We start from the raw sequence: 13,994 nt of genomic DNA on the forward strand, positions 1-13,994 counted from the left end.
GCAGGTCGCGCGAGGGCGCGGTTCAGTCCTTCTTCGCTGGGGACTCGGCCACGCAGAGGACTCCCGTGTTGCCGTCCTGGTCGGCGATGACGGTGAGCGACGGTGCGTCGCTGTCATCGACGACAGTCTCACCCGCCGCGACGGCGGCGGCGACTCGTTTCTCGGCCACCTCGGGCGCGACGTAGACCTCGACGTGGAACCGCTGACGCAGGGCCTCGTGCTCGTCGGGGTCACCGAACCACAGGTTCGGCACCCGCCCGGTGGCGTCCCGGATCTCGTCGCTCGGGGACCCGTGGCCCCGGGCCTCGGCGCTCCCGGTCAGCAGGGCGGCCCACACCGGGGCGATGGTGGCGGAGCGCGCCGTGTCGAGGCCGAGCTCGAGGACGCTGACCGAGGCCGGGTCGGCGTCGACCTTGTGCTCGGCGGCGATCTCGGTGATCCGTCGGGCAAGCTCGACGTCCTGCTGGGTCACCCATTCGACGACGTGCTCGGCGCCTTCGTCGTCGCGGTAGATGGCGTCGGCGCTGACCAGCTTGAGGTCGACGTACCCGGTGCCGATCGACACGCTCGGATGGTGCCCGAGCCCGTCACCCGCTTCCCCAACGGCGACGACGAACCGTGCGCCGGTGCCGAAGTCGTCGACCAGGTAGCGCGCATGCAGTCCTTGGGCCAGCTTGCGCCAGTCGGCCAGCCTGGCCTCGGCGATCTCGTCGCCCTTGAGCATGTCCATGCTCGGGGACCCTATCCGGAATCACCCGGGGCGCCGAAGCCAGCGGACCCACGATCCAGAAAGATCACAGGCCGAGCAAGCACCGGCGTGCCCGGGACGTCACCGGCGATCAGCGCCGCCAGCGGTGTCGCGATGTCGCGGGGGGAGAACAGGTCGGTTCCGCCGTATGCGGCGATGTCTGCGTGCCGCCACCATCGCATCGCGCTGATGTGCTCGGCGGCGAGCTCGTCATCGGACAGGGCGCCACGGGGATCGAAGCGCGTGGCGCGGACGAGGAAGTAGTCGTTGACCACCCCGTCGTGGCCGTCCGCCAGGCCGGGACCGGTGACTTCCTGGTGCCAGACGTGAGGCGGGTCGGCGTCGACGCCAACGGCGCGGCCGCAACCCCTCGTCGCTCCAGGACCGCTCGCCCCTGTTCGGCACCATCTCCACGTTGCTAGCATCTGGCCGAGATGGAGATCCCTGAGCTCGTCGAGGCCTACCTCGCCGGTCAGCCAGAGCCCAAGCAGACCGACCTGCGACTGCTGCATGCGCGGATGCTGGCGGAGTTTCCGGGGTGCAGGCTGTGGTTCACCGACGGCACGGACGAGCGCGGCAAGGTCGTGGCCAACCCCAACGTCGGCTACGGCGTGCGCACCCTCACCTACGCCGACGGGTCGTCGCGAGAGTTCTATCGCGTCGGCCTGAGCGCCAACACGACGGGCATCTCCGTCTATGTCCTCGGCCTCGCGGACCAGGGCTACCTGGCGCGCACCTTTGGCGACTCGATCGGCAAGGCCAGCGTCACGGGCTACTGCATCAAGTTCAGACGCCTTGCAGTCATCGACGCCGAGGCTCTTCAGGCGGCGATCCGCCACGGCATGACCGTCGACCAGACCGGTTGAGCGCAGCTCGGCACGGGTCGCAGCACCCGACGCGTGCGGCCGTGGCGCTCAGCGCTCGTGGGTCAGCTCGACAGCTCGCAGGAGGTGTCCATGTACCGGGTCGTCAGGCCCACGTGGCGCATGCCGAGGCGCCGGCAGACGGCCTGGGAAGCGTGGTTGTCGGGGTGGGTGACAGCGATGACTCGGCTCTGCCCGCGTGCGAAGGCGTCGGCCGACGCAGCGACGGCGGCCTCGGTCGCGTAGCCGTGGCCCCAGGCGTCGGGGTGCACGTGCCACCCGATCTCCACCTCGGCCGGGTCCGATGGCCCTTCGCCTGCCGACAGCGGGATGGGCTTGAGCAGGAGGTTCCCGAGCCGTGCGCCGGCGTGGTCGGTGATGATCCAGATGCCGTGGATGGGGTGCTCGCTGACGGCCCGGCGGCGTTCGACGGAGGCGAGCGCCTCGTCGCGGGAGGTCATGGGTGTGGGGTCGGCTCCCAGGTAGCGCACGACCTCCCATCGGCCCTCGAGGTCGAGGAGGAAATCGGTGTCGTCAGCGTCCCACGGCCTGAGAGTCAGTCGCTGTGACGTGATGGTTCGCATGGACGCAACCTAGCGATCGGCGGGAAAGCGAGCCGCCCACCGACCGGGCGGTCGGCGGGCGGCTCGTGACGGCATACGCCCTCAGTGCTGGTCGCGCGAGACGGGGGGCGCGGTGACGCCGTCGTGCTCGGTGACGCCGTCGTGCTCGGTGACGCCGTCGTGCTCGGTGACGCNTTCGTGCTCGGTGACGCCGTCGTGCTCGGCGGCGTCGGTCGAGGCGTCGGACTCGGCAGACGCGTCCGGCGCGACATCTGTGCCCGTGGTGTCGGCTGCGCCGCCCGCGGCCTCGAGCTTCGCGTCTCGGCTGGACTTCCAGAGGCTCGCGACGGTGGTGACGCCGAGGATGAGGACGATCGCACCGAGCGAGACGATGATCGGGATGTCGGGGACGCCCTCGATCGGCTGGCCGCCGTTGATGAACGGCAGGTTGTTCTCGTGCATCGCGTGCATGAAGAGCTTGACGCCGATGAACGCGAGCAGGACCGCGAGGCCGATGCTGAGGTAGACGAGCTTCTTGAGCAGGCCGCCGATGAGGAAGTAGAGCTGACGAAGTCCCATGAGGGCGAAGATGTTGGCCGTCAGGACGAGGTACGGCTCGTTGGTCAGGCCGTAGATCGCCGGGATCGAGTCGAGCGCGAAGAGCAGGTCGGTCGTGCCCAGGGCGAGGATGACGATGAGCATCGGCGTGATCAGGCGCTTGCCGTTCTCGATCACCGTCAGGCTCGTGCCGTGCCACTCCTTCGTCGCCGGGAAGCGCTTCTCGACCCAGAGCAGGAAACGGTTCTCGTGGTACTGGTCGTCGTCGCTCTCGCCACCCGTCGCGAGCTTGATCGCCGTGTAGACGAGGAAGGCGCCGAAGATGTAGAAGACCCACGCGTAGGCGTTGATGACGACCGCGCCGAGCCCGATGAAGATGCCGCGCAGGATGATCGCGATGACGATGCCGACCATGAGGGCCGACTGCTGGAGCTTCTTCGGCACCTTGAAGCTGCCCATGATGAGCAGGAAGACAAAGAGGTTGTCGACGGACAACGAGTACTCGGTGAGCCACCCGGCGTAGAACTCACCGGCATACTGCCCGCCCCACTCGAACCAGATGAAGAGTCCGAAGAGCACGGCGAGGCCGACGAAGAAGGCCAGGTGCCTCCCGGCCTCGGCCATCGACGGGACGTGGGGCCGCCGTGCGATGACGAAGACGTCGACGGCGAGGAACACGGTCATCAGACCGATGGTGAGGAACCAACCCCACACGGGAACGTTCATGGGCACAACCTTCCGGTCACCAGATCAGTAACCGGAGGTCTCTCCCGCCCGGCGTGGTGCCGGACCGACGGGACCGGGAGCGGCGGTGAGACCCACTCCGTGATGACGAGCCCGTCGTGTCGGGGATACTCCCCTCCGTGAACGCCTGAGTCTTTCACTCCGAGCGGCGCGCCTCAAATCGGTCCCGCCCCGTGAGCACGACGTCGGCCGGTCGCGCCGCGCTCAGCCGGCCGTCCCGGGTCGCTTGCCCCGGGGCAACCCGGACACGACGATCTCGTAGGAGGTCTCGATCGCCTCGAGCAGCTCGTCCGGCTCGATGGCCCCGGTCGTGCGCAGGGTGTTCCAGCCGTGACGGCCGATGTAGGCCATGACGCTCGCGTCGTCGGGGTAGCGGTGCAGCCACTCGTCTGCCTCCGTGCGGCTCCGGGCACACTTGACCCCCACCGACTCGGGTCCGAGGAAGACGAAGATCTTGTCGCCCACCTTGGCGACGGTGTCGCCGTCCCACGGCGAGTCCTCCCACGCACCGGGCAGCGCCAGCGCGGCAGCGCGAAGGCGGGCAGCCACGCCACCGCGCCCCGAGCCCTTCGCCGTCACGACGTCCTCACCGCGTCCTCACCGGGTCCTCACCGCGTCGCGGCACTCATCTGCCGCAGCTCCTTCTTCAGGTCGCCGATCTCGTCGCGCAGACGTGCTGCGAGCTCGAAGTGGAGCTCGGCCGCGGCCTGGTGCATCTGGGTCGTGAGCTCCTGGATGAGACCGGCGAGGTCGGCCGCCGCCATGTCGGCCGGGCGGTTGGTCGCACCGCCTGCGGAGACGCCGACGTCGGCGGCCATGGCGCCACGTCCCGCGCCGCTCTTGCCCCGGGACTGCATGCGCCCCGAGCCGAGCAGCTCCTGGGTGTCGGCGTCCTCGCGCTCGAGCAGGTCGGTGATGTCGGCGATCTTCTTGCGCAGCGGGGTCGGGTCGATGCCGTGCTCGGTGTTGTAGGCGATCTGCTTCTCGCGGCGCCGGTTGGTCTCGTCGAGCGCCTGCTCCATCGAGGGCGTGATCTTGTCGGCGTACATGTGGACCTGACCCGAGACGTTGCGCGCCGCACGACCGATCGTCTGGATGAGCGACCGGGCCGACCGGAGGAAGCCCTCCTTGTCGGCGTCGAGGATGGACACGAGCGACACCTCGGGCAGGTCGAGACCCTCGCGCAGCAGGTTGATGCCGACGAGGACGTCGAAGACGCCGGTGCGCAGCTCGCGGAGCAGCTCGACCCGGCGCAGGGTGTCGATGTCGCTGTGGAGGTAGCGGACCCGGATGCCCTTGTCGAGGAGGTAGTCGGTGAGGTCCTCGGCCATCTTCTTCGTCAGGGTGGTGACGAGGACGCGCTCGTTGCGCTCGGTGCGCTCCTGGATCTCGTGCATGAGGTCGTCGATCTGGCCCTTGGTCGGCTTGAGCACGACCTCGGGGTCGATGAGCCCGGTGGGTCGGATGATCTGCTCGACGGGCGGACCGGACTTGGCCAGCTCGTACTCCCCCGGCGTCGCCGAGAGGTAGACGGTCTGCCCGATGCGCTCGAGGAACTCCTCCCACTTCAGCGGACGGTTGTCCATGGCGCTCGGCAGTCGGAAGCCGTGCTCGACGAGCATCCGCTTGCGGGACATGTCGCCCTCGTACATCGCGCCGATCTGCGGGACCGTCTGGTGCGACTCGTCGAGCACGAGGAGGAAGTCCTCGGGGAAGTAGTCGATGAGGCAGTTCGGGGCCGAGCCGGACGTGCGGCCGTCGATGTGGCGGCTGTAGTTCTCGATGCCGTTGCAGAAGCCGACCTGACGCATCATCTCGAGGTCGTAGGTCGTGCGCATGCGCAGGCGCTGGGCCTCGAGGAGCTTGCCCTGCTTCTCGAAGAGCGCCAGCTGGTCCTCGAGCTCGAGCTCGATGCCGCGGATGGCGCGCTCCATGCGCTCGGGGCCGGCGACGTAGTGCGAGGCCGGGAAGACGTACATCTCCTGCTCCTCGTTGACGACCTCGCCCGTCACGGGGTGCAGCGTGTAGATGCGCTCGATCTCGTCGCCGAAGAACTCGATGCGGATCGCGAGCTCCTCGTAGACCGGGATGATCTCGACGGTGTCGCCGCGGACCCGGAAGGTGCCCCGCGTGAAGGCGAGGTCGTTGCGGGTGTACTGCATCTCGACGAAGCGGCGCAGCAGGTCGTCGCGCACGACCTCCTGGCCGACCTTGAGACGGGCCATCCGGTCGACGTACTCCTGTGGCGTGCCGAGGCCGTAGATGCACGACACCGAGGCGACGACGATGACGTCGCGCCGGGTCAGCAGGGAGTTGGTGGCCGAGTGCCGCAGCCGCTCGACCTCGTCGTTGACCGAGCTGTCCTTCTCGATGTAGGTGTCGGTCTGCGGGATGTACGCCTCGGGCTGGTAGTAGTCGTAGTAGCTGACGAAGTACTCGACGGCGTTGTTGGGCAGCAGCTCGCGGAACTCGTTGGCCAGCTGCGCGGCGAGCGTCTTGTTGGGCGCCATGACGAGCGTCGGCCGCTGCACCTGCTCGATGAGCCAGGCGGTCGTGGCCGACTTGCCGGTGCCGGTGGCGCCGAGCAGCACGGTGTCGGTGTCTCCCGCCCGGACCCGCCGCGCGAGCTCGGCGATCGCCGTGGGCTGGTCACCGCTCGGGGTGTACTCGGAGATCACCTCGAAGGGGGCCACCGTGCGCTGGAGGTCGGTCGTGGGACGCATGGCTCAACCGTACGTCGCACGACCGACAGCGCCCACTCGCCTACTCCTCCCACACGTACGCGGGGCGCAGCTCGACGGTGTCGCCGGGCCCCGCGAACGTCACGGCGAGCTCCTCCGCCCGCTCCCGGGAGTCGACGTCGAGCAGGAAGAAGCCGGCGAGGTGCTCCTTGCTCTCGGCGTACGGTCCGTCCGTCGCGACCGTGCCGCTCACGTCCCACCGGTACAGCCGGGCCTCTGCCGGGTCGCCCAGGGCCTCGCCACCCTTGAGCTCGCCGCTCTTCGAGAGCTCCTCGAGCATCGCGTCGAAGGCGGCGGCTCCGGCGTCGCGCTCCTCCTGCGGTCGCGCGAGCGCCTCGGCGACGAAGTTCCCGGTCGGGTGACCCCAGGGCTGGGGGTTGGAGTGGATGAGGATGACGTACTTCATGGTCGGTCCCTTCGGTTCGCGGGCGGCCAGTCTGCCGCCTCGCAGGGGACGTCGGAGCCGACACGCCGTCCTCGACATCACGGCACGCGGTGGGTCCACTCCGGGGTCGCGAACTTGTCGTCGACGAGCCGCTGCGCCTGCTCCAGCTCGTCGGCCGTGTAGTCGGAGAGGGTCGTCCGGTAGCGACGGGCGAACGTCGCGGAAAACGACTCGAGGATCGCGTCGCGGGTCATGCCCGTCTGCGAGCGCATCGGGTCGACCCGCTTGTTGGCCGACTTCGTGCCCTTGTCGCTCATCTTCTCCCGACCGATCCGCAGCACCTCGAGCATCTTGTCGGCGTCGATGTCGTAGGCCATCGTCACGTGGTGGAGCACGGCGCCGGACACGAAGCGCTTCTGCGCGGCGCCGCCGATCTTGCCGCGGTCGCTCGCGATGTCGTTGAGGGGCACGAAGTGGGCGGTGACACCGATCTCGGCGAGCGCCTCGATGACCCACTCGTCGAGGAAGGAGTAGGACCGCTCGAAGCTCAGGCCCTCGACGAGCGAGGTCGGCACGACGAGCGAGTAGGTGATGGTGTTGCCCGGCTCCATGAACATGGCTCCCCCGCCCGAGATGCGGCGCACGACGTCGATGCCGTGGCGCTCGGCACCCTCCGGGTCCACTTCGTTGCGGACGGACTGGAACGAGCCGATGACGACGAGCGGGCTGTCCCAGTCCCAGAACCGCAGGGTCGGGGGCCGCTCCCCCGCCGCGACCTCGCGGGCGATGACCTCGTCGAGCGCGACGTGGAGGGCCGGGTCGAGCACGCGTGCCGGGATGACGTCGAAGTCGTGGTCGTCCCACCCGGTCGCCTTGCCGAGGGCACGCCGGATCGCGATGCCGATCGACTCCGCGGTGAAGCCGATGAGCGAGACGTCGTCGGCGAGCGCGCCGTTCACCGCTCCGGCCAGCTGCTCGACACCGGCGTCGACCGGCATGCCCGTCAGCGCCGCGTTGATGTCGCCGAGCGCCTCGTCGGGCTCGAGGAAGAAGTCGCCCGAGACGCTGACCTGCGCCAGCCGTCCGCCGTCCTCCTCGAGGTCGACCGCCACGAGCTTGCCACCGGGAACCTTGTACTCACCACGCATGTCACGCTCAACACCGCACACCGCGCGCGTATGCCGCATGCTCCTACCGCGGCTGCCACCCCGTGCGCTCGGCCCAGTCGGTCGCGCGCAGCCACGCGCCCTCGAACCACGCCTCCTTGGCCACGACGTAGTCGGAGGTGCTCTCGTGCAGGCCGAGCAGTCGGTGCTTCTCCGCGGCGTACGCGTCGCGCTCGGCGGGCTCGTGGCGCAGCGAGTCACGGAAGAGCAGCGCGAAGCGCCAGCCGGCGGAGCCGTGCTCGCGCACGTGGACGTGCACGTGGTTCGCGGGGTCGCAGCCGCCGAGGAAGCGCTTGACCCAGGCAGCAGGGTCCGAGCCGAGTGGGTGGGGGGTGTCGCTGTGGACCCCGTGGGAAGACACGTAGCCGGCGTCCCGCAGGACCTGCCGGACGTCGTCCCGGTCGGCGTCGTCGAGGTGGTGGACCCCGACCTGGACGTCGATGACGTCCTTGGCGATCAGCCCGGGCACGGAGGTCGACCCGATGTGCGACACCTCCGTGGCCACACCCGTGGGCGCGAGTGCTGCCGCGAGGCGTGCCACGACGCGCTCGGCCCGGGGCTCCCAGTCCGGTCGCGGCTCGACGACGCAGTCACGTGCGAGGTCGGGGCGTCGTGCTCGGGTGCCGGACCCGAGGTTCGCCTCGTAGGGCACGAGCCGCTCGTGCCAGAGGGCCTCGACGGCCCGGACGAGATCGTCCGGGGTGCCGGAGTTGTCGAGCACGACGTCGGCCACCGCGCGCCGTTGCTCGTCGGTGGCCTGGGCGGCGATGCGGTGCCGGGCGTCGTCCGCGGAGAGGCCACGCTGCTCGACGAGCCGCCGCACGCGTGTCTCGGCATCGGCCTCGACGACGACCGTGAGGTGCTCGTGCACCCAGAGCCCGCGCTCGACGAGGAGCGGCATGTCGTAGACGGAGACGACCCCGTCGGGCACGGCCGCCCGCTGCTGCGCCACCCGGGCGGCGATGGCCGGCCCGGTGATCGCGTCGAGCGCGTCGAGCGCGTCGCGGTCGGGGAAGACGATCGCGGCCAGGGCGGCCCGGTCGAGGCTCCCGTCGTCGCGGAGGACGTGGACGCCGAAGCGCTCGCGGATGCGCTCGAGCGTCGGCTCCCCCGGCTCGACGACCTCGCGCGCGACGGCGTCGGCGTCGACGACGTGCGCGCCGAGCTCGGCCAGCCGTCGCGAGACCGTGGACTTGCCCGACCCGATCCCACCGGTGACTCCCACGCGCAGCACGGGCGCCAGCCTACGTGCGGGTCCCGGCGCCCGCCCGAGCGGGAGCGAGCACCGAACGCTGCGTTCGGTCTCGAAAGCCGTGCTGTGACACTGCGCTCGGCGTCGAACGCTGGTTCAGGAAGGGATGCTCAGGCGAGGCGGGCGGGGAAGCCGCCGGTGGCCACCGGGCCCCACCGGGTGGGCGTGACGCGGAGCAGGGACTTGCCCTGGTCGCGCATCGCCTGGCGGTACTCGTCCCAGTCCGGGTGCTCGCCGGAGATGGCCCGGAAGTAGTCGACGAGCGGCTCGACGGAGTCGGGGAGGTCGATGACCTCGCAGTCCCCGTCGACCTGCACCCACTCGCCGCCGAAGTCGTCGGACAGCACGAGGACGCTGACCTGGGGACTCCGGCGCGCGTTCGTCGTCTTGGCGCGCTCGGGATAGGTCGAGATCACGATGCGTCCCTGCTCGTCGACGCCGCCGGTGACTGGCGAGGCCTGCGGCCGACCGTCGGCACGCTGCGTCATGAGCACCATGGAGTGGCGCGGACGCACGAAGTCGAGCAGCGCGTCGAGGTCGACGTGGGTGTTGGTCGCGATCTGGCGGGGCATGCTCAGTCCTCCTGGTGGGTGCTGGCGCGGTCGAAGACCGCGACGACCGCCTCGGCCAGCCAGGCGGCATACATCGTGTGGGTCCACCCGCACCGTCGCACGAAGCGGTCGTAGATCTCTGGAGCCGTGACGGTCCAGACGATGTCGATGAACCGCTCACGGTCGAGGTGCGGAGGTATGCCGTGGGCCGCGTCGAGCGCGTTGAGGGCGTTCGTGTTGCCGACCCGTCGCTCGCGGTCGATGGTCGCGACGAACTCCTGCAGGCCGGCGTCGCCCCCGGGACCCTGGGCGAGGAGGACGCCGAGGAGGGGCCCGACGCGCTCGTAGATGGTCGCGCACAAGGCGGCGTAGGCCCGCACGAAGCTCTCACGGTCGGGGGCCGCCGACATGGCCCGGAACTCGGGCCGATCCTGCATGGCCACGGGGGCGTCGTCACCGACGAGCAGCACGTCGTAGACGGCCTTGACGACCGCCGCCTTCCCACCGACGGCGTTGTAGACGGTCTGCGCGCTGACGCCCGCGGTCGAGGCGAGGGCGCTGACCGACATCGCGTGGTACCCGTCGCGCAGGAGCATGTCGCGGGCCGCCTCGATGATCCGGCGCCGCGTCGCGAGGGCTGCCTCCGCCCTCGAGCTGTTGTCGTACGCCCGGTCTGTTGACATCGGAGTCCTTCGAAAGCATCATGAGTTCGCTGGAACGGCGTTCTAGCGAATGGGTGGGGTCCAGGGGTCCCCACCCAGCTGCTGCACCAGGCGGTTGCAGCGCCGACATCGGCGCCTGTCGACCGGACGAGTGTGCCACGAGCGCCACAGCGCCCGCCCCGGCGGGGCACCGGAGGGGAAGTGAGGGGCCGGACCACGGGGGTCCGGCCCCTCGCTGGGGCTCAGCCGGGTGAGCCGGGGGCCTCTTCCCTCAGGCAGGGGCCGGGGTGAGCACCGACAGGGCGCGGTCGGGATAGTCAGAGACGATGCCGTCGACCCCCGCCTCGACGAGCGCCACCATGCGGTCCGGCTCGTTGACCGTCCACGGCAGCACCGCGAGTCCGGCCCGGTGCGCGCGGTCGACGAAGTCCGCGTCGACGAGCACGTGCTCGGGTGAGATCACCTGGGCGCCCACGGCAGCGGCACCGGCGCACACGTCGTCATGCGACTCCCCCACCGTCACGCTCCCGGTCCACGGGCTGCCCGGCATCCACGTCACGGAGGCCTCGACGAGCGCCGAACGGATGACCCCGGGGGCCAGCTCGGCCGACAGCTCGAGCACCGCCCAGTCGAAGGAGTGCATGAAGCACTGCCGCTCCAGGCCCGCGTCGTGCACGCTCGACAGGACGCGATCGAGGAGCTGGCGCCGGCTCGCGGACTCCCCCGCGTCGAGCGGGTTGACCTTGAGCTCGATGGTCCACCACACGTCGGGCGCGCGCTCTCGCCCGTGGGCCAGCACCTCGTCCAGCGTCGAGATGCGGGCGCCCGGCGAGGGGCGCTGGTCCGGGAAGCCGGCGAGCGTCTGGCTGCCGACGTCGACCGTGCGCAGCTGCTCCAGCGTCAGCTCGGCGACGCGGGCCCCGACGACGTCGGGACCGGTCGGCAGGCACTTGCCCGGCAGCAGCACCGGGTCGTGCCAGACGACGACCTCACCGTCGGACGTGAGCCGGACGTCGAGCTCGACACCGGTCACCCCGGCGTCGTACGCGGCCGCGAAGCTCGCCAGGGTGTTCTCGACGACGAGCCCCTTGGCACCACGGTGCCCCTCGACGTCGAACCGGCCCGAGGCCCAGGGGCCGGGGCGAGCGGACATGTCAGGCCTCGATCCGCTCGCCGGAGGTCGCGTCGAAGAGGTGGACCTCGCCGCGGTTGGGCTCGACGTGCACCGTGTCGCCGACGGTCAGGTGCGTGCGCTTGTCGAGGCGGACCGTGACCCGGTCGGTGCCCTCGTCCGCACCGACCGGACGGCCGTAGACGAACGACTCGGAGCCGAGGGACTCGACGAGCTCGACGTTGAGCGCGAGGGCCGACGCGTCGGCCCCGTCCCGGGCTCCGTCCGCAGGCGTCTCGACGACGTGCCACGACTCGGGCCGCAGCCCCACCACGACCTTCTCCCCCGCCCGGCCGGCTACGGCACGGTCGAGCGGCACGGATACGCCGTGGACGCGGGCGACACCCTCGCGGACCTCCGACTCGACGAGGGTGATGGCCGGCGATCCGATGAAGGCCGCCACGAAGGTGTTGACCGGGTGGTCGTAGAGCCGCTCCGGCGTGTCGACCTGCTGGAGCCTCCCGTCGCGCAGCACCGCGACACGGTGCCCCATCGTCATCGCCTCGACCTGGTCGTGGGTGACGTAGACGGTCGTGATCCCCAGACGCCGCTGGAGACCCGCGATCTGCGAACGCGTCGAGACGCGCAGCTTGGCGTCGAGGTTGGACAGCGGCTCGTCCATGCAGAAGACCTTGGGGTTGCGCACGATCGCCCGGCCCATCGCCACGCGCTGGCGCTGCCCGCCGGACATCTGGCCCGGCTTGCGGTCGAGCAGCGGCTCGAGCTCGAGGATCTTGGCGGCCTCGGCGACCCGCTGCTTCGTCTCGGCCTTGCTCACCTTCGCGTTGTCGAGGGCGAAGGCCATGTTCTGGGCCGCGGACATGTTGGGGTAGAGCGCGTAGCTCTGGAAGACCATGGCGATGTCGCGGTCGCGGGGACGCACGCCCTTCTGGTCGTGTCCGTCTACGAGGATCCGGCCGCCGTCGACGGGCTCGAGGCCGGCGAGCATGCGCAGCGTCGTCGACTTGCCGCAGCCCGAGGGGCCGACGAGGACGAGGAACTCACCGTCGGCGATGTCGAGCGTGATGCCGTCGACCGCCGGGGCGTCGTCGTCCTTGGAGAACCGACGAGTCGCCTCGTCGAAGTACACGGTTGCCATCGGTGGCCTCTCGGGTCGTTCTGGTTCGGGGGGTCTGGAGCCGGGGACGTGGGAGGACGCGAGCTTGCTCGCACCTCCCAGGTCAGTCCGGAACGCCGTCCGGCGGGTCCGCGCGGAGCCCGCCGGACGGCATACGACCGAGGTGGTGCGGTGGCGCGTCAGGCGCCCAGCTTGCTCTTGATCTGCGAGTCGAAGACCTGCTGGCTCTCGGCGTCGAGCGCCTTGAAGACCGTCGCGACGTCCTGGCCCTGGACGATCTGGTCGAGGCCCTTGCCGATGCGCGCGCCACCACCGGGGAGCAGCACGCGGACGTTGTCCTGCGACCGGGTCTTGGGCAGCTGCTCGATCGCCGTCTTCGCGTTCGGGTTCTTCTCGAGGAACGCCTTCTCCTCCGGCAGCTCCACGGCCGACTTGCGCACGGGCATGTACCCGGTGGCCTGCGTGAAGGTGACGGTGTTCTGGGCATTGGTGAGGAACTCGATGAACGTCAGCGCGTTCTTCTTGCGGTCGTCGGAGATGTTGGCCGGGATGCCGACGCCCGCGCCACCCGTCGGGCAGTTGCCGTCCGTGGGCAGGAACGCCGTGCCCACCGGGAACTTCGCGTCCTTGGCCACGCCGCCGAGCGATCCGGTCGACATCATGCTGCAGCCGACGATGCCGGCCGTGAAGTCGGGCGCCGGGTCCTTGGAGAGCTTGAGGTAGCCGTCCTTGGCGAGGTTCTGCAGGTAGGTGCCGGCCTTGACGGTGTTGGGGTCCGAGAACGTCGGCGTCCACTCCTTGGAGTAGGCACCGCCGTAGCCCCACACCATGTTCTGGAAGACCCAGTCGAGGTAGTTCGAGCCGTCGGGCAGCTCCATGACGATCTTGTCGGAGCCGGCGGCGGCCTTGAGCTTCGGTGCCCACGTGAGGAACTCGTCCCAGTCCTTGGGGCCACGGTCCTCGAGACCGGCGGCCTTCCAGAGGTCCTTGTTGTAGTAGAAGAGCGGTGTCGACCGGGAGAACGGCAGCGCGTAGTGCTTGTCGTCGAGGTTGTAGTCGTTGTAGAGCGCGTCGACGTAGTCGGACGTGTCGAGCTTCGCCGTCGCGAGCAGCTCGTCGAGCGGGCTGAGCTGCTTGTTGAGCGCGAAGTTGAACCACGTGACGTCCGAGACGACGACGACGTCGGGCAGCGAGCCGCCGGCGAGCGACGCGTTGAACTTCTGCGCGACCTCCTCGTAGTTCTTGCCGGCGTCGACGAGCTTGACCTTGAGGCCGGAGTTGGCCGCCTCGAAGGCCTTGATGATCTCCTGCTCGACCGGCTTGCTGTTGCCGGGGTGGTTGCTCCAGAACTCGATGGTGTTGCTCGAGCCGCCCCCGCTGCCCGTCGACGGTGCCGTGCCCGTGCCGGCGCAGGCCGCGAGACCGGCGACGCCGGCGGCCCCGGCGAGGCCGAGGAAGCCTCGACGTGAGAACTCGTTCATGGATGGTGCCTTTCCCTGTGGTGGTGGGTTG

14 protein-coding genes and 1 pseudogene are annotated in these 13,994 nt (G+C 70.0%); 1 reads left to right on the forward strand and 14 read right to left on the reverse strand.

The window, feature by feature from the left end:
* Positions 1 to 22: 22 nt before the first annotated feature.
* On the reverse strand, positions 23 to 730 hold the full coding sequence (locus tag ASG96_RS14085; protein ID WP_057588255.1) for a VOC family protein: 708 nt from the start codon (positions 728 to 730) through the stop codon (positions 23 to 25).
* Positions 731 to 741: 11 nt separating this feature from the next.
* Positions 742 to 1,023 carry a hypothetical protein gene (locus ASG96_RS14090; protein WP_200962685.1) on the reverse strand — a complete coding sequence of 94 codons (282 nt, stop codon included), beginning with the start codon at positions 1,021 to 1,023 and terminating at the stop codon, positions 742 to 744.
* 159 nt (positions 1,024 to 1,182) lie between these two features.
* Between ASG96_RS14090 and ASG96_RS14095 the strand changes: the two genes are divergently transcribed.
* Positions 1,183 to 1,614 (forward strand): DUF1801 domain-containing protein, encoded by a 432-nt coding sequence (locus ASG96_RS14095; RefSeq protein WP_056757212.1) that lies wholly within the window; start codon positions 1,183 to 1,185, stop codon positions 1,612 to 1,614.
* Between the two features lie 62 nt (positions 1,615 to 1,676).
* On the opposite strand, the gene ASG96_RS14100 is transcribed toward ASG96_RS14095, so the two are convergent.
* From ASG96_RS14100 to ASG96_RS14155, 12 genes and pseudogenes are all read right to left on the reverse strand, one after another.
* Positions 1,677 to 2,195: a GNAT family N-acetyltransferase gene (locus ASG96_RS14100; RefSeq protein WP_057588256.1), complete on the reverse strand. Its 519-nt coding sequence runs from the start codon at positions 2,193 to 2,195 to the stop codon at positions 1,677 to 1,679.
* A gap of 174 nt (positions 2,196 to 2,369) precedes the next feature.
* Positions 2,370 to 3,458: pseudogene (locus ASG96_RS14105) on the reverse strand (TerC family protein); the annotation flags it as partial.
* A gap of 222 nt (positions 3,459 to 3,680) precedes the next feature.
* Positions 3,681 to 4,055, reverse strand: a complete 375-nt coding sequence (locus tag ASG96_RS14110; RefSeq protein WP_235506629.1) for an MmcQ/YjbR family DNA-binding protein — start codon at positions 4,053 to 4,055, stop codon at positions 3,681 to 3,683.
* A 29-nt stretch (positions 4,056 to 4,084) separates the two neighbouring features.
* The gene (uvrB, locus tag ASG96_RS14115) at positions 4,085 to 6,199 is read right to left on the reverse strand and encodes an excinuclease ABC subunit UvrB (RefSeq protein WP_056757217.1); all 2,115 of its coding nucleotides are present in this window, start codon (positions 6,197 to 6,199) and stop codon (positions 4,085 to 4,087) included.
* A gap of 40 nt (positions 6,200 to 6,239) precedes the next feature.
* Positions 6,240 to 6,623: a YciI family protein gene (locus ASG96_RS14120; protein WP_056757220.1), complete on the reverse strand. Its 384-nt coding sequence runs from the start codon at positions 6,621 to 6,623 to the stop codon at positions 6,240 to 6,242.
* A gap of 77 nt (positions 6,624 to 6,700) precedes the next feature.
* Positions 6,701 to 7,750 carry a biotin/lipoate A/B protein ligase family protein gene (locus ASG96_RS14125; RefSeq protein ID WP_056757223.1) on the reverse strand — a complete coding sequence of 350 codons (1,050 nt, stop codon included), beginning with the start codon at positions 7,748 to 7,750 and terminating at the stop codon, positions 6,701 to 6,703.
* Positions 7,751 to 7,793: 43 nt separating this feature from the next.
* Positions 7,794 to 9,002: a dephospho-CoA kinase gene (gene coaE, locus ASG96_RS14130; protein WP_057588257.1), complete on the reverse strand. Its 1,209-nt coding sequence runs from the start codon at positions 9,000 to 9,002 to the stop codon at positions 7,794 to 7,796.
* A gap of 128 nt (positions 9,003 to 9,130) precedes the next feature.
* Entirely contained in the window at positions 9,131 to 9,592 is a 462-nt protein-coding gene (locus tag ASG96_RS14135) for a PPOX class F420-dependent oxidoreductase (protein ID WP_056757228.1), read from the reverse strand.
* 2 nt (positions 9,593 to 9,594) lie between these two features.
* The gene (locus ASG96_RS14140) at positions 9,595 to 10,254 is read right to left on the reverse strand and encodes a TetR/AcrR family transcriptional regulator (protein ID WP_082591776.1); all 660 of its coding nucleotides are present in this window, start codon (positions 10,252 to 10,254) and stop codon (positions 9,595 to 9,597) included.
* Between the two features lie 250 nt (positions 10,255 to 10,504).
* Complete coding sequence (locus ASG96_RS14145) at positions 10,505 to 11,386, reverse strand: glycerophosphodiester phosphodiesterase family protein (RefSeq protein WP_056757231.1); 882 nt, start codon at positions 11,384 to 11,386, stop codon at positions 10,505 to 10,507.
* 1 nt (position 11,387) lies between these two features.
* Positions 11,388 to 12,503: an ABC transporter ATP-binding protein gene (locus ASG96_RS14150; protein WP_056757235.1), complete on the reverse strand. Its 1,116-nt coding sequence runs from the start codon at positions 12,501 to 12,503 to the stop codon at positions 11,388 to 11,390.
* Positions 12,504 to 12,661: 158 nt separating this feature from the next.
* Positions 12,662 to 13,963 carry an ABC transporter substrate-binding protein gene (locus ASG96_RS14155; RefSeq protein ID WP_057588258.1) on the reverse strand — a complete coding sequence of 434 codons (1,302 nt, stop codon included), beginning with the start codon at positions 13,961 to 13,963 and terminating at the stop codon, positions 12,662 to 12,664.
* Positions 13,964 to 13,994: the final 31 nt, after the last annotated feature.

It is taken from the genome of Terrabacter sp. Soil810 (assembly GCF_001429645.1).
Classification (GTDB): domain Bacteria; phylum Actinomycetota; class Actinomycetes; order Actinomycetales; family Dermatophilaceae; genus Terrabacter.

What these genes read in the sequence shown, in the direction of transcription:
- ASG96_RS14085 (WP_057588255.1), bottom strand. Translation starts at nt 730, where the DNA reads ATGGACATGCTCAAGGGCGACGAGATCGCCGAGGCCAGGCTGGCCGAC.
- ASG96_RS14095 (WP_056757212.1), top strand. Translation starts at nt 1,183, where the DNA reads ATGGAGATCCCTGAGCTCGTCGAGGCCTACCTCGCCGGTCAGCCAGAG.
- ASG96_RS14100 (WP_057588256.1), bottom strand. Translation starts at nt 2,195, where the DNA reads ATGCGAACCATCACGTCACAGCGACTGACTCTCAGGCCGTGGGACGCT.
- uvrB (WP_056757217.1), bottom strand. Translation starts at nt 6,199, where the DNA reads ATGCGTCCCACGACCGACCTCCAGCGCACGGTGGCCCCCTTCGAGGTG.
- ASG96_RS14120 (WP_056757220.1), bottom strand. Translation starts at nt 6,623, where the DNA reads ATGAAGTACGTCATCCTCATCCACTCCAACCCCCAGCCCTGGGGTCAC.
- ASG96_RS14125 (WP_056757223.1), bottom strand. Translation starts at nt 7,750, where the DNA reads ATGCGTGGTGAGTACAAGGTTCCCGGTGGCAAGCTCGTGGCGGTCGAC.
- ASG96_RS14135 (WP_056757228.1), bottom strand. Translation starts at nt 9,592, where the DNA reads ATGCCCCGCCAGATCGCGACCAACACCCACGTCGACCTCGACGCGCTG.
- ASG96_RS14140 (WP_082591776.1), bottom strand. Translation starts at nt 10,254, where the DNA reads ATGTCAACAGACCGGGCGTACGACAACAGCTCGAGGGCGGAGGCAGCC.
- ASG96_RS14145 (WP_056757231.1), bottom strand. Translation starts at nt 11,386, where the DNA reads ATGTCCGCTCGCCCCGGCCCCTGGGCCTCGGGCCGGTTCGACGTCGAG.
- ASG96_RS14150 (WP_056757235.1), bottom strand. Translation starts at nt 12,503, where the DNA reads ATGGCAACCGTGTACTTCGACGAGGCGACTCGTCGGTTCTCCAAGGAC.
- ASG96_RS14155 (WP_057588258.1), bottom strand. Translation starts at nt 13,963, where the DNA reads ATGAACGAGTTCTCACGTCGAGGCTTCCTCGGCCTCGCCGGGGCCGCC.